Genomic DNA, 19,809 nt, shown 5'->3' with positions numbered 1-19,809 from the left:
ACTCAGGACTCCTGGGTGACGGAGACGAGCACATCGTCCCCTTCGATCTTTACGGGGTACACGGGGACGGGCCGGGTGGCGGGAAGGCCCGAGGGCTTGCCGGTGCGCAGGTCGAAGCGCGAGCCGTGGAGCCAGCACTCGATCGAGCAGTCCTCCACCTCGCCCTCGGACAGCGACACGTTGGCATGCGAGCAGATGTCGTTGATGGCGAAGACCTCGCCCTCGGCGGAGACGAGGGAGACGGCGACACCGCCGACCTCGATCCGCTTCGGGGTGTCCGCCTCCAACTCGCTCAACGCGGCGACGCGCACGAAGCCGTTGCTGCTCATCCGACCGTGGCCTCCAGCTCGGCGTCGATCTTCTCGATCAGGCGCTCCTGGAGCTCCGGCAGGCCGATCTGCTGGACCAGCTCGGCGAAGAAGCCACGCACCACCAGGCGACGGGCGTCGTCCGCCGGGATGCCGCGGGACTGCAGGTAGAAGAGCTGCTCGTCGTCGAAACGACCGGTCGCGGAGGCGTGTCCGGCACCGACGATCTCGCCGGTCTCGATCTCCAGGTTCGGGATCGAGTCGACCCGCGCGCCGTCGGTGAGCAGCAGGTTGCGGTTGAGCTCGTACGTGTCGGTGCCCTCCGCCTCGGCGCGGATCAGCACGTCGCCGACCCACACCGCGTGCGCGTCCTGGCCCTGCAGCGCGCCCTTGTAGGCGACGTTGGAACGGCAGTGCGGCGTGTCGTGGTCGACGAAGAGGCGGTGCTCCAAGTGCTGACCGGCGTCGGCGAAGTAGAGGCCGTAGAGCTCGGCCTCACCGCCGGTGCCGCCGTAGATCACCCGCGGGTGCAGGCGGACGACATCGCCGCCGAGGGTGACGATCACGGACTTGAAGGTCGCGTCGCGGCCGACCAGCGCGGTGTGCTGGGCGGCGTGGACGGCGGTGTCCTCCCAGTCCTGGACCGAGACGACGGTCAGCTTGGCGCCGTCGCCGATCAGGTACTCGACGTTGGCGGCGAGCACGGCGTCACCGGTGTGCTCGATCACGACCACGGCCTCGGCGAACGCGCCGACCTCGATCACCTGGTGGCCGTAGGCGGTGCCGCCCTGGCCGTGGATGGTGATCCGGACCGGCTCGGTCAGCTGCGCGTTCTTCGGGATGGAGACCAGGCCGGCCTTCCCGAAGCTGCTGAACGCCTGCGCGGCGACGCGGTCGACCGGCTTGCCGGCGGCGCCCACGCGGGCGTCGTCGCGCTCGACGGCGGTGACGAGGACGCCCTCGGGGGCGGTCACGTCGACCTTGATCGCGCCGGAGGTCGCCTCGGCGGAGCCGTCGTGCAGGCCCTTGAGGCGGTGCAGCGGCGTGAAGCGCCAGTTCTCCTCGCGGCCGTGCGGGACCGGGAAGTCGTTCACGTCGTAGGACGCGACGGCGTCGGTGCGGGCATCCGCAGGCTGGGCGGTGAACTCGCCGGGCACACCGGCGACCTGGATCGAGCCGGAGGTGGTGGCTCCCCCGGGGGTGGTGGTGACGTCAGCCATGGCTGTCGTGCTACTCGCTTTCTGGAAAGGACAAAGTGGCAGCTGGGGTGGGCGTCGGGCGCTTTAGCCGACGGCACCTTCCATCTGCAGCTCGATCAGCCGGTTGAGCTCCAGCGCGTACTCCATCGGAAGCTCCTTGGCGATCGGCTCCACGAAGCCGCGGACGATCATCGCCATCGCCTCGAACTCCGTCAGGCCACGGCTCATCAGGTAGAAGAGCTGGTCGTCGGAGACCTTGGAGACCGTCGCCTCGTGACCCATGGAGACGTCGTCCTCGCGGACGTCGACGTACGGGTAGGTGTCGGAGCGGGAGATCGTGTCCACCAGCAGGGCGTCACAGAGCACGTTCGACTTGGCGCCGTGCGAGCCCTCGCCGATCTCGATCAGGCCGCGGTAGGAGGTGCGGCCGCCGCCTCGCGCCACCGACTTGGAGACGATGTTGGAGGAGGTGTTGGGCGCCATGTGGACCATCTTGGCCCCGGCGTCCTGGTGCTGGCCCGCGCCCGCGAACGCGATGGAGAGCGTCTCGCCCTTGGCGTGCTCGCCCATCAGGTACACGGCCGGGTACTTCATGGTGACCTTGGAGCCGATGTTGCCGTCGACCCACTCCATGGTCGCGCCCTCGTAGGCCACGGCCCGCTTGGTGACCAGGTTGTAGACGTTGTTCGACCAGTTCTGGATCGTCGTGTAGCGGCAGCGGCCGCCCTTCTTGACGATGATCTCGACGACGGCGCTGTGCAGCGAGTCCGAGGAGTAGATCGGGGCGGTGCAGCCCTCGACGTAGTGGACGTAGGCGTCCTCGTCGACGATGATCAGCGTCCGCTCGAACTGGCCCATGTTCTCGGTGTTGATCCGGAAGTAGGCCTGGAGCGGGATCTCGACGTGCACGCCCTTCGGCACGTAGATGAACGATCCGCCGGACCACACGGCCGAGTTCAGCGAGGCGAACTTGTTGTCGCCGACCGGGATGACCGTGCCGAAGTACTCCTGGAACAGCTCCGGGTGCTCCTTGAGCGCGGTGTCGGTGTCCAGGAAGATGACGCCCTGCTCCTCCAGGTCCTCGCGGATCTGGTGGTAGACGACCTCCGACTCGTACTGCGCGGCGACACCGGCGACCAGGCGCTGCTTCTCCGCCTCCGGGATGCCGAGCTTGTCGTAGGTGTTCTTGATGTCCTCGGGCAGGTCCTCCCAGGACTCCGCCTGCTTCTCGGTGGACCGGACGAAGTACTTGATGTTGTCGAAGTCGATGCCGGTGAGGTCGGAACCCCAGGTCGGCATGGGCTTCTTGTCGAAGAGGCGCAGGCCCTTGAGGCGGAGCTTCAGCATCCACTCGGGCTCGTTCTTCTTCGCCGAGATGTCCCGGACGACGTCCTCGTTCAGACCGCGCTTGGCAGCGGCGCCGGCCGCGTCGGAGTCGGCCCAGCCGTACTCGTACTTGCCGAGGCCCTCAAGCTCCGGGTGAGCGGTGGTGGTCATGCGGGGTTCCTCCCGGATGCGGCGGTTTCGTCGTCGGTGGTACTGGTCTCTTGGTGGGGCGGTGGGGCCGCCCTGGGCACGAAGGTCGTACAGACCCCGTCGCCGTGGGCGATGGTGGCCAGCCGTTGCACGTGGGTGCCCAGCAGCTGCGAGAAGAGTTCCGTCTCGGCCTCGCAGAACTGCGGGAACTGCTCGGCGATGTGCGCCACCGGGCAGTGGTGCTGGCAGAGCTGCTCACCGAGCGGCGCGCTGCGCACCGTGGCAGCGTAACCGTCCGCGGTCAGCGCCCCGGCGAGGGCCTGCGCCTTCGCCTCGGTGTCCGGGCACTCGCCCAGCGACCCGGCGTAGCGCTCGGCGTCCCGCGCGAGCCGGGCCCGCGCGAAGGCGGCCAGCGCCTCGCGGCCCTTCTCGCCGCCACCGGCGGCCTCCGCGAGGAAGCCGAGGGCGTCGGCGGCGAGCTGGTCGTACGCCTGGTAGAAGGTGCTCCGCCCGGAGTCCGTCAGCAGGAACACACGCGCGGGGCGGCCCCGGCCGCGGTGGCCGTAGACCTTCTGCTCCCGCGAGGTGACGAGCCCGGCGGCGGTCAACGCGTCGAGGTGACGCCGTACGGCCGCCTGGGTGAGGCAGAGGCGCTCGGCCAGATCGGCGGCGCTGGACGGGCCGTGGTCGAGGATCGACCGCGCGACCCGGTCGCGCGAGGACGCGGTGGACTGCGGGGCGGCCGTCTCGACCGTCTCGCGCCCCTCCGTCGTCTCGCGCACGTATTTCACAACGCCATTGTTGCGTAATTCCTCCGGATGCAACAAGCGGCGCAGGTCGGAGCGCGAAGTGCGCTCTATCACTAAGGGTTACCTAATCAACCAGGGGCGGCAGGGCCCCGCGCCCCTGAGGAAAGTGCAACGGAACGCCCCACCTAGACTCGTCCGCATGCATGACCACGCCCCAGCCGTTGAGATCCGGGATCTCACCAAGCGCTACGGCGCGAAGACCGCCGTCGACGGACTGGACCTCACCGTCGCCCGTGGCAGCCTCACCGCCGTGCTCGGGCCCAACGGCGCGGGCAAGACGACCACCATCGAGACCTGCGAGGGCTACCGCCGCGCCGACTCCGGGACCGTCCGCGTGCTCGGTCTCGACCCCGTCGCCGACGCGGCCGCGCTGCGCCCCCGCATAGGGGTCATGCTGCAGTCCGGCGGCATCTACCCGGGCGCTCGCGCGCTGGAAATGCTGCGGCACACGGCCACGCTGCACGCCAACCCCCTCGACGTCGACGAACTCGCCGAGCGGCTGGGGCTCGGCTCCTGCGGGCGGACGGTCTACCGGCGGCTCTCCGGCGGCCAGCAGCAGCGGCTCGCGCTCGCGATGGCCGTCGTCGGGCGGCCCGAGCTGGTCTTCCTGGACGAGCCGACCGCCGGCCTGGACCCGCAGGCCCGCCGCGCCACCTGGGAGTTGGTCCGCGACCTGCGCCGGGACGGCGTCAGCATCGTGCTCACCACGCACCACATGGACGAGGCCGAGCAACTCGCCGACGACGTCGCGATCGTCGACAGCGGAAAGGTGATCGCCCAGGGCAGCCCGGAGCAGCTCTGCCAGGGCGGTGCGGGCAACACCATCCGGTTCCAGGGCCGTCCCGGCCTGGAGCTGGAGACGCTGCTCAAGGCGCTGCCGGACGACTGCACCGCCGCCGAGCCGAGCCCCGGCAGCTACCTGGTCACCGGCCCGGTCGACCCGCAGCTGCTGGCCGCGGTGACCAGCTGGTGCGCGCAGTCCGGCGTGATGCCCGAGAAGCTCGCGGTCGAGCGCCGCACCCTCGAAGACGTCTTCCTCGAACTGACCGGACGGGACCTGCGCTCGTGACCACCACCTCCCCTGCGACGGCGACCACCCCCGCGGCCGGCGCCTACGCCCCCGACCCGGGCGCCGCCCCGCTGGGCCGCATGCTGCGCGCGCAGACCGCTCTGGAGACCAAGCTGCTGCTGCGCAACGGCGAGCAGCTGCTGCTGACGGTCGTCATCCCGAGCGTGCTGCTGGTGCTGTTCAGCGCTGTCGGCATCGTGGCGACGACCGGCCCCGGCAGACGCGTCGACTTCCTCGCGCCCGGCCTGCTGGCGCTCGCGGTCATGTCCACCGCCTTCACCGGCCAGGCCATCGCCACCGGCTTCGAGCGCCGCTACGGCGTGCTCAAGCGCCTCGGTGCGAGCCCGCTGCCGCGCTGGGCGCTGATGACCGCGAAGACCGGGAGCGTGCTGGTCACCGAGGTGCTGCAGGTGGTGCTGCTCTGCGTGATCGCGCTCGCGCTCGGCTGGCAGCCGCACGGCAACCCGCTCGCGGTGCTGCTCCTGCTCGTCGCGGGCACGGCCGCGTTCTCCGGTCTCGGGCTGCTGATGGCGGGCACGCTCAAGGCGGAGGCGACGCTGGCGGCGGCCAACCTGGTCTTCATCCTGCTGCTGCTCGCGGGCGGCGTGATCGTCCCGCTGTCGAAGTTCCCGTCCGCCGTCCGCCCGGTCCTGGAAGCGCTGCCGATCAGCGCCCTCTCCGACGGCCTGCGCGCGGTGCTGCAGCAGGGCGCGGCGATGCCCTGGGGTGACGTCGGCCTCCTCGCCGTCTGGGCCGTCGTCGGCCTGGCCGCGGCGGCACGCTTCTTCCGCTGGGAGTAGACGCACACGAACGGCCCCCATGTGACGGGGCCGACGGGGTATTCGCAGGTCAGCGCCGTCGTCCTGGCACACGGCCCGGACCGACGGGCTCGGGCACGGACCCCCGTCCGGGACGCCGAATGGCGCGAACTACCATGAAGCGCGTGCGTACCCCCTTCTCCCTCCTCGCCGAGCGCGTCACCGTCCCGGACCGCTGGGTCCGCTGGACCGCGCTGGCGACGCTGGTGTGCAGCGTCCTGATCGTGGTCACCGGCGGCGCGGTGCGGCTCACCGGCTCCGGCCTGGGCTGCCCGACCTGGCCCACCTGTACGACGTCGACGCTCGCGCCGACGTCGGCGATGGGCGTGCACGGCATCATCGAGTTCAGCAACCGCATGCTGACCGACGTGATCTGTGTGGTCATCGGACTGGCGATCCTGGCCTCGCGCTGCGCCAAGCCGTGGCGCAAGGAGGTCACCCGGCTGGGCTGGGCCCAGTTCTGGGTCACCGTCGTGGACGCGATCGTCGGCGGGATCACGGTGCTGACGCACCTCAACCCGTACGTCGTGGCGATCCACTTCCTGCTGTCGATGGTGCTGATCCTCACCGCGCACGCGATGTGGCAGCGCACCCGCGAGGGCGACGCCGAGCCGGTACGCACCGTCGGCCGCCCGATCATCCACCTCTCGCGGGTGACGGTCGCGATGACGGCCCTGCTGATCGCCGCCGGCACCCTGGTCACCGGCTCCGGCCCGCACCCGGGCGACAGCAGCGACGTCAAGCGGATGCCGTTCAACTGGGAGGAGATCACCCAGTTCCACGCGGACTTCGCGATGCTGAGCATCGGCCTCGCCGTGGCGCTGATCTTCGCCCTGATGGCGGTGGACGCACCCACCGCGCCGCGCAGGCTCGCCAAGGTCTTCCTCGGGGTCCTGCTGGCTCAGGGCGTCCTGGGATTCGTCCAGTACTTCACGCACGTCCCCGAGTTGCTGGTGGGCATCCACCTGCTGGGCGCCGCGCTCTGCTGGGTCTCGGTCCTCCGCCTCCACCTCTCGCTCCGCGTGCGCCCAGAGGTAGGCGCGCTCCCGCGCCCGGCGGACATCGAAGCCTTGGCAACCGTCTAAGTTGCAGCACCTTTAGGGGCGCGGGGAACTGCGCGAGAAACCACCCTGTGCGGATGGCCCTGCTCATTGAGGACCAACTGCTGTGGGTGGCTTGTCGCGCAGTTCCCCGCGCCCCTGCTTGGTGCAACTAACTCAAAGCTGAATGCCCGCCATGCGGCGCCACTCGTACACGCCGGTCTTCACCTTGAGGCCGAGCTCGCCCTCGAAGTTCTCGTGCTTCGTGATCCCGGACAGCTCCACCGCGCGCTCCGCCACCGCGGGGCTCGGGGCGACCTGGTCGCCCCACGCGCCGTCCGCGCCGACGATGGCGATGCGGGTGGCCGACGCGCCCACGTACTCCACGACGCCGTCGGCACTGCCGCCGTGCTCCGCGGCGAAAGCCTTGACGTGCTTGGCGATGCGCTGGGCGCGCTTCTCGTCCTTGGGCGACAGGACGGCGGTGGCGGCGGGGGTCTCTTCGGTGGTCATGGACAGCAGACTACTCAGCGGTAGCGACACACACGACCGGGCCCCGATGTGCTTTCTTGCACATCGGGGCCCGGTGACGGCTGGAGCCGGAACTACTTCAGGAAGGGGTCGATCGCGATCTCGACGAAGAGCAGCGTCAGATAGGTGATCGACCAGTGGAACAGCCGCATCTCCTTGAGCTTCGCGCCCACGATCCCGGCCTTGGCGCGCGACTGCAGCCCGTGCGCCTCCTTGAGCCAGAGGCCGCCCAGGACGACCGCGGTGATCGGGTAGACCACGCTGGTGTGGTCCAGCGGCCACAGCGCCATGGAGACGGCCACCATGACCCAGCTGTAGATGACGATCTGCTTGGCCACGGCCTCGTTCGTCGCGATGACCGGCAGCATCGGCACGCCGACCTTGGCGTAGTCCTCCTTCACCTTCATCGACAGCGGCCAGTAGTGCGGCGGCGTCCAGAAGAAGATGACCAGGAAGAGCACGACCGGCGGCCACGCAAGCGAGTTGGTGACGGCGGACCAGCCGATGAAAACCGGCATGCAGCCCGCGATCCCGCCCCAGACGATGTTCTGCGCGGTCCGCCGCTTCAGGCCCAGCGTGTAGACGAAGACGTAGAAGAGGAGAGCCGCCAGCGACAGCGCCGCACTCAGCGGGTTGACCAGGACGGCGAACCACGCGGTCGAGACGAGCGCCAGCGCGATGCCGAAGGCCAGGCACTCACGCGGGGAGACCATGCCGGTCACCAGCGGGCGGCGCTCGGTCCGTGCCATCAGCGCGTCGATGTCGCGGTCGATGTACATGTTGAGCGCGTTGGCACCGCCGGCGGAGAGGTAGCCGCCGACGACGACCTCGAGCACCAGCAGCAGGTTGGGCACACCGCGCTGGGCCAGGAACATCACCGGGACGGTGGTGATCAGCAGCAGCTCGATGATCCGCGGCTTGGTCAGTGCGATGAAGGCCCCGACACGGGCCGACAACGGCCTCTGTCCGGGGTTCCCCTCGACCAGACCGGCCGGACGGGTTTCGACGGCGGTCACGAACACCCCTGGTTGATAAAGCTCACGAGTACCACGCCACCTTAGACGCTCCATATCTCGGCTCCGGCGGCGGGGGGCCGTGTCGGCGCAAAGCCCGTCGTAAGCGCACTGAATGAACGTCGGAATGAACGTATGGAGGCGCACGTCGAACATCCGCGCCGCGACACCCTCGGGCCTCGCCGCGCTGACCCGTTCAGCGCTCGTTCAGCGGGAACCCTTGTGCGCATGAGCGGTAGGCTCGCTCTGTACAAAGGGTCAACGTTCTGTGCCCAAGAGACCGCCACCGCAGTCGGCTCCTGGCGCCGGGTCGAAAGACGTTACGGAAGGAGCCCTGATCCAGGGTGAGCACGACGCCGAACAGTACCTTCGAGTGGACCGAACTTGACCAGCGTGCGGTGGACACCGTGCGCGTTCTCGCGGCTGACGCCGTGCAGAAGGTCGGCAACGGCCACCCCGGCACGGCGATGAGTCTGGCCCCGGCCGCCTACCTGATCTACCAGCGCTTCCTGCGCCACGACCCGGCGGACGCCCAGTGGCTGGGCCGCGACCGCTTCGTGCTGTCCCCCGGGCACACCTCGCTGACGCTGTACATCCAGCTCTACCTGTCCGGCTACGGCCTGACGCTTGAGGACCTCGAGGCGTTCCGCACCTGGGGCTCGCTGACGCCGGGCCACCCGGAGCACGGGCACACCGTCGGTGTGGAGACCACCACCGGCCCGCTCGGCCAGGGTGTGGCGAACGCGGTCGGCATGGCGATGGCCGCCCGCTTCGAGCGCGGCCTGTTCGACCCGGAGGCGCCCGAGGGCGCCTCTCCGTTCGACAGCACCATCTGGTGCATCGTCGGCGACGGCTGCCTGGAGGAGGGCATCTCCTCCGAGGCGTCCTCGCTCGCCGGCCACCAGAAGCTGGGCAACCTGGTCGTCCTCTACGACGACAACCACATCTCCATCGAGGGCGACACCGAGACCGCCTTCTCCGAGGACGTCCTGGCGCGCTACGAGGCCTACGGCTGGCACGTGCAGCGGGTCGAGCCGCAGGCGAGCGGTGACATCGACGTCAAGGCGCTGAGCGAGGCGCTCGCCGCCGCCAAGGCCGAGACCTCGCGTCCGTCGTTCATCGCGATGCGCACGATCATCGCCTGGCCGGCCCCGCACGCGCAGAACACCGAGGCCGCCCACGGCTCCGCGCTGGGCGCGGACGAGGTCGCCGCCACCAAGCGCGTGCTCGGCTTCGACCCGGAGAAGTCCTTCGTCGTCGAGCCGGAGGTGCTGGAGCACGCCCGCAAGGTCGGCGAGCGCGGCGCGCAGGCGCACGCCGAGTGGGAGAAGCAGCTGGCCGACTGGCGCACCGCCAACCCGCAGCGCGCCGCCCTGCTGGACCGGATGGCCGCGGGCGAGCTGCCCGAGGGCTGGGAGCAGAACGTCCCCTCGTTCGAGCCCGGCACCTCGGTCGCCACCCGTGCCGCCTCGGGCAAGGTGCTGCAGGGTCTGGGCAAGGTGCTGCCGGAGCTGTGGGGCGGCTCGGCCGACCTGGCCGGCTCGAACAACACCACCATCGACGCCACTTCGTCGTTCCTGCCGGTCGGCAACCCGCTGCCGGAGGCCGACCCCTACGGCCGCACGGTGCACTTCGGCATCCGCGAGCACGCCATGGGCTCAACCATGAACGGCATCGCGCTGTACGGCAACACCCGCATCTACGGCGGCACCTTCCTGGTGTTCTCCGACTACATGCGCCCGGCCGTCCGCCTGGCCGCGCTGATGAAGCTGCCGGTCACCTACGTGTGGACGCACGACTCCGTCGGCCTCGGCGAGGACGGCCCGACCCACCAGCCGGTCGAGCACATGGCCGCGCTGCGCGCCATCCCGGGTCTGAACATGGTCCGCCCGGCCGACGCCAACGAGACCGCGGTGGCGTGGGAGGAGATCATGCGCCGCCACACCGCCAACCCGGCCCCGCACGGCCTGGCACTGACCCGTCAGGGCGTGCCGGTGTACCCGCGCAACGAGGACGCGGCCAAGGGCGGCTACGTCCACACCGAGGCCGACGGTGGCGAGCCGCAGGTCGTCCTCATCGGCACCGGCTCCGAGCTGCAGCTGGCCGTCGCGGCCCGCGAGACGCTCCAGGCCGAGGGCATCCCGACCCGCGTGGTCTCGATGCCGTCGCTGGAGTGGTTCCAGGAGCAGACGCAGGAGTACCGCGACTCCGTGATCCCGCCGGCCGTCAAGGCCCGCGTCGCGGTCGAGGCCGGCATCGCGCTGACCTGGTACCGCCTGGTCGGCGACGCCGGCCGGGTGGTCTCCCTGGAGCACTTCGGCGCGAGCGCCGACGGCAAGGTGCTGTTCCGCGAGTTCGGCTTCACTCCGGAGCACGTGGTCGCCGCCGCCAAGGAATCTCTCTCCGCCGCCGGGCGCTGAACGTTTCGACACGCGAGGAAAGTGATTGATCATGACTGACGCACTGCAGCGCCTCAGCGACGAAGGCGTGGCGATCTGGCTGGACGACCTGTCCCGCAAGCGGCTCACCTCCGGCAACCTGGCCGAACTGGTCCGCGACAAGCACGTGGTGGGCGTGACCACCAACCCGTCGATCTTCCAGAAGGCGATCGGCACCGGCGACGGCTACGAGGAGCAGCTGGCCGACCTGGCCGTGCGCGGCGTGACCGTGGAGGAGGCGGTGCGGATGATGACCGCCGCCGACGTCCGCGACGCGGCCGACGTGCTGCGCCCGGTCTACGACGCCAGCAACGGCCGCGACGGCCGGGTCTCCATCGAGGTCGACCCGCGGCTGGCCCACGAGACGGCGCCGACCGTCGCCGAGGCCAAGCAGCTGTGGTGGCTGGTGGACCGTCCCAACACCTTCATCAAGATCCCGGCCACGGTCGAGGGCCTGCCCGCGATCAGCGCCGTGCTGGCCGAGGGCATCAGCGTCAACGTGACGCTGATCTTCTCGCTGGACCGCTACAAGGCCGTCATGGACGCGTTCCTGACGGGTCTGGAGCGGGCCAAGGCCAACGGCCACAACCTGTCGACCATCGAGTCGGTCGCCTCCTTCTTCGTGTCCCGGGTGGACACCGAGATCGACAAGCGCCTGACGAAGCTCGGCACCGACGAGGCGCTCGCCCTCAAGGGCAAGGCGGCCATCGCCAACGCCCGCCTGGCGTACCAGGCCTACGAGGAGGTCTTCTCCTCCGACCGCTGGAAGGCGCTGGCCGCGGCCGGTGCCAAGCCGCAGCGTCCGCTGTGGGCGTCCACCGGCGTCAAGGACCCGGCCTACGACGACACCATGTACGTCGTCGAGCTGGCCGCCCCGGGCACGGTCAACACCATGCCCGAGGCCACCCTCGACGCCGTCGCCGACCACGGTGTGGTCCGCGGCGACACGGTGACCGGCAACTACGCCGACGCCAAGGCGGTGCTCGACCGGATCGCCGGGCTGGGCATCTCCTACGACGACGTCGTCCAGCTGCTGGAGGACGAGGGCGTCGACAAGTTCGAGGTCTCCTGGAAGGAGCTCCTGGAGACCGTGCAGAAGTCTCTCGACGCGAAGGGCGGCTCCTCCAAGTGACCGATCCTGTGGCGGTGGCGGACGACGCCGTTCTCGACGAACTCACGTCGGACGACGAGTCCGGCGAGACGAACGTGTGGATCAACCCCCTCCGGGACGAGAAGGACCGGCGGCTCCCGCGCATCGCGGGGCCGTCCGGCCTCGTCATCTTCGGCGTCACGGGCGACCTGTCCCGTAAGAAGCTGATGCCGGCCATCTACGACCTGGCCAACCGCGGCCTGCTGCCGCCGGGCTTCTCGCTCATCGGCTTCGCGCGCCGCGACTGGGAGGACGAGGACTTCGCCCAGGTCGTGCACGACTCCGTCAAGGAGCACTCGCGCACGCCCTTCCGCGAGGAGGTCTGGCAGCAGCTGGCCAAGGGCATGCGCTTCATCCAGGGCGAGTTCGTGGACGACGCGGCCTTCGACCGGCTGCGCACGACCATCCAGGAGCTGGACAAGGAGCAGGGCACGGGCGGCAACTTCGCCTTCTACCTCTCCGTCCCGCCGAAGTTCTTCCCGCAGGTGGTCCAGCAGCTGAAGGACCACGGCCTGGCGGACCCGCCCAAGGGCTCGTGGCGGCGTGCCGTCATCGAGAAGCCCTTCGGTCACGACCTGGCCTCCGCGCAGGAGCTCAACAAGGTCGTCCACGAGGTCTTCCCGCGTGACGAGGTCTTCCGGATCGACCACTACCTGGGCAAGGAGACGGTCCAGAACATCCTGGCGCTGCGCTTCGCCAACTCGATGTTCGAGCCGATCTGGAACCGCGGCTACGTCGACCACGTGCAGATCACCATGGCCGAGGACATCGGCATCGGCGGTCGCGCGGGCTACTACGACGGCATCGGCGCCGCCCGTGACGTCATCCAGAACCACCTGCTGCAGCTCATGGCGCTGACGGCGATGGAGGAGCCCGCCTCCTTCCATCCCAAGGCCCTGGTGGCGGAGAAGCTCAAGGTGCTGTCGGCCGTCCAGATCCCCAAGGACCTGGGTCGGCACACCGTGCGGGCGCAGTACGCGCACGGCTGGCAGGGCGGCGAGGAGGTGCCCGGCTACCTGGAGGAGGAGGGGATCAACCCCAAGTCCACCACGGACACCTACGCCGCCATCAAGCTGGAGATCAACAACCGCCGTTGGGCGGGCGTGCCGTTCTACCTGCGCACCGGCAAGCGGCTGGGCCGGCGGGTCACCGAGATCGCGGTGGTCTTCCAGCGCGCCCCGTACCTGCCGTTCGACGCCTCGGCGACCGAGGAGCTGGGGCAGAACGCCCTGGTCATCCGGGTCCAGCCGGACGAGGGCGTGACCGTGCGGTTCGGCTCGAAGGTGCCGGGCACCTCGATGGAGGTCCGGGACGTGACGATGGACTTCGCCTACGGCGAGTCCTTCACCGAGTCCAGCCCGGAGGCCTACGAGCGGCTGATCCTGGACGTGCTGCTCGGGGACGCAAACCTGTTCCCGCGCCACCAGGAGGTCGAGCAGTCCTGGCGGATCCTCGACCCGATCGAGCAGTACTGGGACAAGCACGGCAAGCCCGCCCAGTACGAGGCCGGCACCTGGGGCCCGGAAGAAGCGGACGAGATGCTCGCACGAGACGGCAGGAGCTGGCGACGGCCATGAAGATCGACCTCACCGACACCACCTCCAGCAAGATCAACGCGGCGCTGATCGACGCGCGCCGGGCCATCGGCACGGCGACCGTCGGCATGGTGCTCACCCTCGTCATCGTCACCGACGAGGGCAGCGCCTACGACGCGCTCAAGGCCGCCTCCGACGCGTCGCGCGAGCACCCCTCGCGCATCCTGGCCGTCATCAAGCGTCCGGGGCGCTCGCCCCGGGCGCGGTCCCAGGCCCGGCTCGACGCCGAGGTCCGGGTCGGCTCGGACTCGGGCACCGGAGAAACGGTTGTGCTCCGCCTCCACGGCGAGCTGGCCGCGCAGGCGCAGTCGGTCGTGCTGCCGCTGCTGCTGCCGGACGCCCCCGTGGTGGTCTGGTGGCCGGAGAACGCTCCGGAGAACCCGGCCAAGGACCCCCTGGGCGCACTGGCCCAGCGCCGGATCACCGACGCGGTCACCGCGGAGAACCCGGTCCAGCAGCTCGCTGCGCGGGCCGCGTCCTACGCGCCCGGCGACACCGACCTGGCCTGGACCCGGATCACCCCGTGGCGCTCGATGCTGGCCGCCGCGCTCGACCAGCGCCACGTCAAGGTCGAGTCCGCGGTCGTCGAGGGCGAGTCCTACAACCCCAGCACCGAGCTGCTGGCGCTGTGGCTGGCCGAGCGCCTCAAGATCAAGGTCGAGCGGACCGTCAGCGAGGGCCCCGGCATCACCGCGGTCCGGATGCACACCAAGGACGGCGACGTCTGCCTGGACCGTCCCGACGGCCTGCTGGCGAAGCTGTCCATGCCGGACCAACCGGACCGCATGGTCGCGCTCAAGCGCCGGGAGACCTCGGAGCTGATCGCGGAGGAGCTGCGCCGCCTCGACCCGGACCTGATCTACGCCTCGGCGGTCCGTTACGGCGTGGAGAAGCTCCACGACACCACGGTCAGCAGCGAGGTCGTCGACAGCCCGACGGAGAAGCCGACTGCGGCCTCCGCTTCGGAGCCGGCCGCGAAGCCGGCGACGAAGAAGAGCACCGCTTCGGCGTCCCGGACCCAGAAGTGACGGCGCCTCAACTGGTCGTGCACCGCGACAAGGAGCTCATGGCCCTTGCCGCGGCCGCACGGCTGATCACCCGGATCGTGGACGCGCAGTCCGCGCGCGGCACCGCCTCGGTGGTGCTGACGGGTGGTCGCAACGGCAACGCCCTGCTCGCGGCGGTCGCCGCGTCCCCGGCGCGGGACGCGATCGACTGGTCGCGGCTGGACCTGTGGTGGGGCGACGAGCGGTTCCTTCCGGAGGGCGACCCGGAGCGCAACTACACCCAGGCGCGCGCCGAACTGCTCGACGCGGTGCCGCTGGACCCGGCGCGGGTGCACCCGATGCCGGCCTCCGACGGCCCGGACGGCGACGACCCCGAGGCGGCTGCGGCGAGCTACGCGGCCGAACTGGCCAAGGCCTCCGGTCCGTTGGACCGGCTCCGGGTGCCGGAGTTCGACGTGCTGCTGCTGGGTGTCGGCCCTGACACCCATGTGGCCTCGCTCTTCCCGGAGCTTCCGGGCGTGCGCGAGACCGAGCTGACCGTCATCGGCGTGCGCGGGGCGCCCAAGCCGCCGCCCACGCGGGTCTCGCTGACCCTCCCGACGATCCGGGCCGCGCGCGAGGTCTGGCTCCTCGCGGCGGGGGACGACAAGGCGGACGCCGTCGCACTGGCGCTGTCGGGCCCCGGCCCGATCCAGGCCCCGGCGTCCGGTGCGGTCGGGCGCCAGCGCACCCTCTGGCTCCTCGACCGCGCCGCCGCGGCGAAGATCCCGCCCGCGCTCTACCCGCCGGACGTCGCGTAGGCGGGCGAAGCCCGGACGCGGTGAACGACAATGAGGCCCGTCTCCCCCTTTCGGGGGAGGCGGGCCTCATCGCGTGAGGACGAATGCCGTGCCAGGCCAGGATGGGGCCATGACGATCAAGCGCATCACCGTCCACCTGGACGCCGACGACCTCGCCGTCCTCCGCGCTGCGGCCCGCTGGACCGGGGTTCCGCTGGGCAGGCTGCTGCGCGAGTCGATCCACGCACAGGCGGAGCACCTACGCGTCACGCTCGGCCCCTTGGGCGACGGCCTCCGGTCTCAGCCCTCGCCCAGCAGCCAGGCGTAGCAACCCGCCGAGTCCGGCCAGGCGGCGTCCGCCGGGTGCCGGAGCAGCCAGAGCGCGGCCATGTCGAGCTCGCCGTAGCTGGTGAACTCCTCCCCCTGCGCCACGACCACGGCCGTCGACTCCCCCGCCCGCCACGCGGCGAGCTGCCACGCGGTGCCCTCGACCGGAAGCGTCACCTCCGCCGGTCCCAACTCCCCGCTCACGACCGCGCACGCGGCGCGCCAGGCCGCGTCGAAGGCGTCGCGTCCCGATTCCCGTTCCCAGCCCGGCAGTTCGACCTCCTCGTCGCCGTCGCCGGCTGTCGCGAAGGGGAGGTGGAAGCCACGCTGGGCGGCGCTGGACCAGTCCGGGTCGTCCGGGACGAGATGGTGGCCGGAGCCGGTGTCCACGCCCTCTCCGTCGGCCGGTGTCCAGCCGCTCGCGTCGAGGAACGCCTGCACGGAGTCCTGGTCCCAGGCGCTGGTTGCCAGGGCGAGGAGGTCGCGGAGCAGGGGTGGGGTCAGCGGCCGGGTGTGGACGATCACGGAGTCCTCGCAGGATCGAGCGGAGCGGGCCGCGTCATCCTCGCATCCCCTCGGTCAGCCCTTGCCGTTGGCCCTGGCGGCTTTGGTGGTCTTGGTGGGCTTCGCCACCGCGTCGAGGTCGGCGAGCATGCGGTCCATCCGGTCGCGCTCGTCCGCGTAGTACTGCTCGGCCCAGCGAAGCGTCATCACCGGGAAGATCCACTCCGGGTTCACCTCGGCCGCGAGGACGTCCGCCGCCGCCTGGGCGCGGCGCTGCTCCGCGAGGTCGCGTTGGGCGTGCAGGGTCTCGCGCAGCCGCGCGGGATCCTGGAGGTGTCCGAGCCAGAGCCGCAGCATCGGCCCGTGCTTGAGCACGGCGGGCTCGACAGGCGCCGTTCCGGCCCACTCCCGCAGGGCGTCCTCTCCGGCCGGCGTGATCCGGTAGAGGCGCTTGGCACGGATGTCGCCCGGCACCTCCTCCGAGGCGGCGTAGCCGACGGACTCCAACCGCCGCAGCTCGCTGTAGATCTGACTGTACGACGGGCTCCAGTAGAAGAAGCCCATGCTCTGGTCCGCCCACTTCTTCAGGTCGTAGCCCGACAGCTCCCGCCCGAAGGACAGCAGACCCAGCACGGCCCAACCGGTGATCGGCAGTGCGTTCATCCCCGCAGTGTACGTGCTGTGCCAACGCTCGTTCCCTTCTTGGGATATGACTGCTAGTCATATAGCTATTCGGCATATCGGAGGCAGCCCGTGAAGTTCTCCATGATCTTCGAAGCACAGCTGGCCCACCCCACCCCCGAACGCGAGCACGCCCTCCTCCACGACTGCGTCGACCAGGCGGTCCTCGCCGAGGAGGTCGGCTTCGACCGCGTCTGGGCCGTCGAGCACCACTCCCTGCTCCGGTACGCGCACATGAGCGCGTCGGAGATCTTCCTGACCTGGGTGGCCGCCCGCACCTCCCGGATCCGGATCGGCCACGGCGTGGTCACCATGCCCTTCGGCTACCAGCATCCGCTGCGCGTCGCCGAGCGCAGCGCGATGCTGGACGCCCTCTCCGGCGGCCGGGTCGACCTCGGCGCGGGACGCGGCGCGACCGCGCAGGAGATGGCGATGTTCGGCGTCCGGGCCGAGGACACCTATCCGCAGGTGGAGGAGGCGCTGCGGATTGTCGCGGCGGCGTGGCGCAAGGAGCAGTTCGAGTGGCACGGCTCGATCGACATCGGCCCCGGCGCGGTGCTGCCGCGCCCGGTCCAACTCCCGCACCCGCCCCTGTACATGGCGTGCAGCAAGCACGACACGCTGCGGACCGCCGCCGAGTACGGCGTCGGCGCGCTGGTCCTCGGCTTCGCGGGCGCGGACGACGTCCGCGAGATGCGCGCGGTCTACGACGCGGCGCTGGCCGCGCGGGACGGCTCACGCCTGGTCTCCTCCGAGGTCAACGACCACTTCGCGGCGCTGTGTCCGACGGTGGTCCTGGACGACGCGGAGGAGGCGTACCGGGTGGGCACGCGAGGGCAGCGCTTCTTCGCCGAGTCCATCGCCCACTGGTACGGCGGCGGCCCCTCGCCCGTCGAGGACCCGGCCCCGGACGCGGACCACGCGTCGGCGATGGCCTCGCACCGCGAGGAGCTGGTCGCGAGACTCCACGAGGCGAGGGTTCCGGTCCGCCCGAGCGCGACGGGGACCTTCAACGTCGACCACGCCTACGGGACGGCGGAGACTGCGGTGGCCTATGTCGAGCGGCTGGCCGAGATCGGCGTGGACGAGGTCATCTGCCTGATCCAGATGGGCACGGTGCCGCAGGCGGCGTGCTTGGAGACCATCCGGCAGTGGGGGGAACGCGTGATCCCACGATTCCGGTAATCCCTTTGCACGAGGGGCCAGTTGCAGCGTCAGGGGCGCGGGACTCTGCCAATGTGCGGCTCCGCCACGTGAGCGCGATAAGCCACCCACGCAGGTAGAGCCCCGACCGTTCAGGGCCATCCGCTCATCAGTGGTTTCTCGCGCCCCTGGGCAGTGCAACTACCTCACTGCGAAAAGTTCAGATCTCGCCGCGCAGCTTGGCCAGCGCCTCGGCGAGGATCGCCTCGCCGTCCGCGTCGCTGCGGCGCTCGCGGACGTACGCGAGGTGCGTCTTGTAGGGCTCGGTGCGCGGCGGAGCCGGCGGGTTCTCTTCGTCCTGACCGGCGGGGAACCCGCATCGCGGGCAGTCCCACGTGTCCGGAATCTGCGCATCGGAGGCGAAGCTCGGCTTCGTCTCGTGCCCGTTCGCACACCAGAAGGAGATGCGCAGGCGCGGCGCGGACTCGCCCCGCTCGGCCTCACCCATCGGGCCGGCCCCGACCCTGCTGCCACGGATGGCGTTCCCACTTGCCACGGTCTGACTCCCTGCGTGATGGTGCGGTACTGCGACCACCCGGCCACTGGGCCTGGGCGAAGGTCGTCCTAGTGTACGGAACGCATAAGCGTCGCCCCACACCCCCGTCAGGACGGGCCGGTGACGACCGTCACCCATGATAGGCGTGGAGGCGACGCTCCGTCAGATCTCCTGACAGCGTCCTGCTGACCTGCGCAATCAGCCGTTCTTGGCCTTCATCAGCAGCGACAGGATGATGATGCAGACGAACCATCCGACGCCCATGAAAATGGTGATCCGGTCGAGGTTGCGCTCGGCCACTGCGGAGCCACCACCGGTGGAGGACATGCCGCCACCGAACATGTCGGACAGGCCGCCGCCCTTGCCCTTGTGGAGCAGGACCAGAATGACCATCATCACGCTGAAGAAGATCAACGCAATCGAAAAGCCGAGGATCACAGCCGGACCAATCTTTCAGGTGAGTGTCTGCTGGTAGCAGGCCCGGCACTCTACAGTGCCGGGACCTACCACCTTAGGCATGCGACAGCCTACGGGGAAACCCGTTCACTAAACAGTCGCTCGACCGGTCGTTCAGGAGACGGCCTGATCGCGGTAGCGGACGATACGGACGAACTCCTCCGCGTCCAGCGAGGCCCCGCCGACCAGCGCGCCGTCCACGTCCGGCTTGGCCATGATCCCGGCCGCGTTGGAGCCCTTGACCGAACCGCCGTAGAGGATGCGGACCTTGTCGGCCACCGCCTGGCTGTACAGCTCCGCCAGGCGGACCCGGATCGCGCCGCAGACCTCCTGCGCGTCCTCGGGGGTCGCCACCTCGCCGGTGCCGATGGCCCAGACCGGCTCGTAGGCGATCACGATTTGCTCGACCTGCTCGGCCGGGACGCCGTCCAGCGCGCCCTCGACCTGGGCCAGGGTGTAGGCGACCTGGTTGCCGGCCTTGCGGACGTCCAGGCCCTCGCCGACGCAGAGGATCGGCACGACGCCGTTCCGGAACGCGGCCTTGACCTTGCCGTTGACGATCTCCTCGTTCTCGCCGTGGTACTGGCGGCGCTCGGAGTGGCCGATGACAACGTAGGCGCACTTGAGCTTGGCCAGCATCGGGCCGGAGATCTCGCCGGTGTAGGCGCCGGAGTCGTGCGCGGAGATGTCCTGCGCGCCGTACTTGATCTTCAGCTTGTCCCCGTCGACCAGGGTCTGCACCGACCGCAGGTCGGTGAACGGGGTCAGGACCGCGACCTCGACCGCCTTGTAGTCCTTGTCGTTGAGCGCGAAGGCGAGCTTCTGGGTGTGGGCGATGGCCTCGAGGTGGTTGAGGTTCATCTTCCAGTTGCCGGCCATCAGCGGCTTGCGGGTGGTGACGTCAGTCATG

General features: G+C 70.1%; 21 protein-coding genes. 10 read left to right on the top strand and 11 right to left on the bottom strand.

Annotated features, from left to right (window positions below; translation table 11 throughout):
* Positions 1-2: 2 nt before the first annotated feature.
* From I2501_RS24800 to I2501_RS24785, 4 genes are all read right to left on the bottom strand, one after another.
* Entirely contained in the window at positions 3-329 is a 327-nt protein-coding gene (locus I2501_RS24800) for a non-heme iron oxygenase ferredoxin subunit (RefSeq protein ID WP_196196413.1), read from the bottom strand.
* Entirely contained in the window at positions 326-1,528 is a 1,203-nt protein-coding gene (sufD, locus tag I2501_RS24795; RefSeq protein ID WP_196196412.1) for a Fe-S cluster assembly protein SufD, read from the bottom strand. Before sufD ends, I2501_RS24800 begins: the two co-directional genes overlap by 4 nt.
* A gap of 63 nt (positions 1,529-1,591) precedes the next feature.
* A complete protein-coding gene (gene sufB / locus I2501_RS24790) occupies positions 1,592-3,004 on the bottom strand; it encodes a Fe-S cluster assembly protein SufB (protein WP_196196411.1) in 1,413 nt (470 codons plus the stop codon).
* Complete coding sequence (locus tag I2501_RS24785; RefSeq protein WP_408022781.1) at positions 3,001-3,774, bottom strand: helix-turn-helix transcriptional regulator; 774 nt, start codon at positions 3,772-3,774, stop codon at positions 3,001-3,003. Before I2501_RS24785 ends, sufB begins: the two co-directional genes overlap by 4 nt.
* A 157-nt stretch (positions 3,775-3,931) precedes the next feature.
* Here I2501_RS24785 and I2501_RS24780 point away from each other — a divergent pair, with 157 nt between their 5' ends.
* The 3 genes from I2501_RS24780 (at position 3,932) to I2501_RS24770 (ending at position 6,764) form a co-directional block, all read left to right on the top strand.
* Positions 3,932-4,861 carry an ABC transporter ATP-binding protein gene (locus I2501_RS24780; RefSeq protein WP_196196410.1) on the top strand — a complete coding sequence of 310 codons (930 nt, stop codon included), beginning with the start codon at positions 3,932-3,934 and terminating at the stop codon, positions 4,859-4,861.
* A gap of 80 nt (positions 4,862-4,941) precedes the next feature.
* On the top strand, positions 4,942-5,661 hold the full coding sequence (locus I2501_RS24775; protein ID WP_196196584.1) for an ABC transporter permease: 720 nt from the start codon (positions 4,942-4,944) through the stop codon (positions 5,659-5,661).
* Between the two features lie 134 nt (positions 5,662-5,795).
* On the top strand, positions 5,796-6,764 hold the full coding sequence (locus I2501_RS24770; protein ID WP_236047146.1) for a COX15/CtaA family protein: 969 nt from the start codon (positions 5,796-5,798) through the stop codon (positions 6,762-6,764).
* A gap of 132 nt (positions 6,765-6,896) precedes the next feature.
* Here the strand turns inward: I2501_RS24770 and I2501_RS24765 are convergent, their stop codons facing one another.
* Both I2501_RS24765 and I2501_RS24760 read right to left on the bottom strand, forming a co-directional pair.
* The gene (locus tag I2501_RS24765) at positions 6,897-7,232 is read right to left on the bottom strand and encodes a hypothetical protein (RefSeq protein WP_196196408.1); all 336 of its coding nucleotides are present in this window, start codon (positions 7,230-7,232) and stop codon (positions 6,897-6,899) included.
* A gap of 92 nt (positions 7,233-7,324) precedes the next feature.
* On the bottom strand, positions 7,325-8,266 hold the full coding sequence (locus tag I2501_RS24760; RefSeq protein ID WP_328806596.1) for a heme o synthase: 942 nt from the start codon (positions 8,264-8,266) through the stop codon (positions 7,325-7,327).
* A gap of 341 nt (positions 8,267-8,607) precedes the next feature.
* Here I2501_RS24760 and tkt point away from each other — a divergent pair, with 341 nt between their 5' ends.
* The 6 genes from tkt to I2501_RS24730 all read left to right on the top strand — a co-directional run bounded on the left by tkt (position 8,608) and on the right by I2501_RS24730 (position 15,560).
* Complete coding sequence (gene tkt, locus I2501_RS24755) at positions 8,608-10,683, top strand: transketolase (RefSeq protein ID WP_196196406.1); 2,076 nt, start codon at positions 8,608-8,610, stop codon at positions 10,681-10,683.
* A 31-nt stretch (positions 10,684-10,714) separates the two neighbouring features.
* The gene (gene tal, locus I2501_RS24750) at positions 10,715-11,833 is read left to right on the top strand and encodes a transaldolase (protein ID WP_196196405.1); all 1,119 of its coding nucleotides are present in this window, start codon (positions 10,715-10,717) and stop codon (positions 11,831-11,833) included.
* Positions 11,834-11,907: 74 nt separating this feature from the next.
* Complete coding sequence (gene zwf / locus I2501_RS24745; protein WP_196196583.1) at positions 11,908-13,428, top strand: glucose-6-phosphate dehydrogenase; 1,521 nt, start codon at positions 11,908-11,910, stop codon at positions 13,426-13,428.
* The gene (gene opcA / locus I2501_RS24740) at positions 13,425-14,474 is read left to right on the top strand and encodes a glucose-6-phosphate dehydrogenase assembly protein OpcA (protein ID WP_196196404.1); all 1,050 of its coding nucleotides are present in this window, start codon (positions 13,425-13,427) and stop codon (positions 14,472-14,474) included. The genes zwf and opcA overlap by 4 nt, the downstream gene beginning before the upstream one ends.
* On the top strand, positions 14,471-15,253 hold the full coding sequence (gene pgl / locus I2501_RS24735; RefSeq protein WP_196196403.1) for a 6-phosphogluconolactonase: 783 nt from the start codon (positions 14,471-14,473) through the stop codon (positions 15,251-15,253). Before opcA ends, pgl begins: the two co-directional genes overlap by 4 nt.
* 109 nt (positions 15,254-15,362) lie before the next feature.
* Positions 15,363-15,560, top strand: a complete 198-nt coding sequence (locus tag I2501_RS24730) for a ribbon-helix-helix domain-containing protein (protein ID WP_196196402.1) — start codon at positions 15,363-15,365, stop codon at positions 15,558-15,560.
* On the opposite strand, the gene I2501_RS24725 is transcribed toward I2501_RS24730, so the two are convergent.
* Positions 15,533-16,084 carry a hypothetical protein gene (locus tag I2501_RS24725; RefSeq protein WP_196196401.1) on the bottom strand — a complete coding sequence of 184 codons (552 nt, stop codon included), beginning with the start codon at positions 16,082-16,084 and terminating at the stop codon, positions 15,533-15,535. The two genes, I2501_RS24730 and I2501_RS24725, sit on opposite strands and share 28 nt — an antisense overlap.
* A gap of 54 nt (positions 16,085-16,138) precedes the next feature.
* On the bottom strand, positions 16,139-16,726 hold the full coding sequence (locus I2501_RS24720) for a PadR family transcriptional regulator (protein WP_196196400.1): 588 nt from the start codon (positions 16,724-16,726) through the stop codon (positions 16,139-16,141).
* A 90-nt stretch (positions 16,727-16,816) separates the two neighbouring features.
* Here I2501_RS24720 and I2501_RS24715 point away from each other — a divergent pair, with 90 nt between their 5' ends.
* Positions 16,817-17,929 carry an LLM class flavin-dependent oxidoreductase gene (locus tag I2501_RS24715; protein WP_196196399.1) on the top strand — a complete coding sequence of 371 codons (1,113 nt, stop codon included), beginning with the start codon at positions 16,817-16,819 and terminating at the stop codon, positions 17,927-17,929.
* 178 nt (positions 17,930-18,107) lie between these two features.
* Here I2501_RS24715 and I2501_RS24710 read toward each other — a convergent pair whose 3' ends face one another.
* From I2501_RS24710 to tpiA, 3 genes are all read right to left on the bottom strand, one after another.
* Positions 18,108-18,395 (bottom strand): RNA polymerase-binding protein RbpA, encoded by a 288-nt coding sequence (locus I2501_RS24710; protein WP_042363813.1) that lies wholly within the window; start codon positions 18,393-18,395, stop codon positions 18,108-18,110.
* 246 nt (positions 18,396-18,641) lie between these two features.
* A complete protein-coding gene (gene secG, locus I2501_RS24705; RefSeq protein WP_196196398.1) occupies positions 18,642-18,881 on the bottom strand; it encodes a preprotein translocase subunit SecG in 240 nt (79 codons plus the stop codon).
* Between the two features lie 132 nt (positions 18,882-19,013).
* Positions 19,014-19,808: a triose-phosphate isomerase gene (gene tpiA, locus I2501_RS24700; protein ID WP_196196397.1), complete on the bottom strand. Its 795-nt coding sequence runs from the start codon at positions 19,806-19,808 to the stop codon at positions 19,014-19,016.
* Position 19,809: the final 1 nt, after the last annotated feature.

It is taken from the genome of Streptacidiphilus fuscans, from assembly GCF_015690355.1.
Lineage (GTDB): Bacteria > Actinomycetota > Actinomycetes > Streptomycetales > Streptomycetaceae > Streptacidiphilus > Streptacidiphilus fuscans.
Note: the sequence above shows the minus strand (reverse complement) of the source record. Positions and strands in the feature narration are given on the sequence as shown.

Bases quoted from the DNA above. Each gene is read 5' to 3' on its own strand.
- I2501_RS24780 (WP_196196410.1), top strand. From the start codon at position 3,932: ATGCATGACCACGCCCCAGCCGTTGAGATCCGGGATCTCACCAAGCGC.
- I2501_RS24720 (WP_196196400.1), bottom strand. From the start codon at position 16,726: ATGAACGCACTGCCGATCACCGGTTGGGCCGTGCTGGGTCTGCTGTCC.
- I2501_RS24710 (WP_042363813.1), bottom strand. From the start codon at position 18,395: ATGGGTGAGGCCGAGCGGGGCGAGTCCGCGCCGCGCCTGCGCATCTCC.
- I2501_RS24775 (WP_196196584.1), top strand. From the start codon at position 4,942: ATGCTGCGCGCGCAGACCGCTCTGGAGACCAAGCTGCTGCTGCGCAAC.
- I2501_RS24765 (WP_196196408.1), bottom strand. From the start codon at position 7,232: ATGACCACCGAAGAGACCCCCGCCGCCACCGCCGTCCTGTCGCCCAAG.
- I2501_RS24730 (WP_196196402.1), top strand. From the start codon at position 15,363: ATGACGATCAAGCGCATCACCGTCCACCTGGACGCCGACGACCTCGCC.
- tpiA (WP_196196397.1), bottom strand. From the start codon at position 19,808: ATGACTGACGTCACCACCCGCAAGCCGCTGATGGCCGGCAACTGGAAG.
- opcA (WP_196196404.1), top strand. From the start codon at position 13,425: ATGAAGATCGACCTCACCGACACCACCTCCAGCAAGATCAACGCGGCG.
- sufB (WP_196196411.1), bottom strand. From the start codon at position 3,004: ATGACCACCACCGCTCACCCGGAGCTTGAGGGCCTCGGCAAGTACGAG.
- I2501_RS24800 (WP_196196413.1), bottom strand. From the start codon at position 329: ATGAGCAGCAACGGCTTCGTGCGCGTCGCCGCGTTGAGCGAGTTGGAG.
- I2501_RS24770 (WP_236047146.1), top strand. From the start codon at position 5,796: ATGAAGCGCGTGCGTACCCCCTTCTCCCTCCTCGCCGAGCGCGTCACC.
- tal (WP_196196405.1), top strand. From the start codon at position 10,715: ATGACTGACGCACTGCAGCGCCTCAGCGACGAAGGCGTGGCGATCTGG.
- sufD (WP_196196412.1), bottom strand. From the start codon at position 1,528: ATGGCTGACGTCACCACCACCCCCGGGGGAGCCACCACCTCCGGCTCG.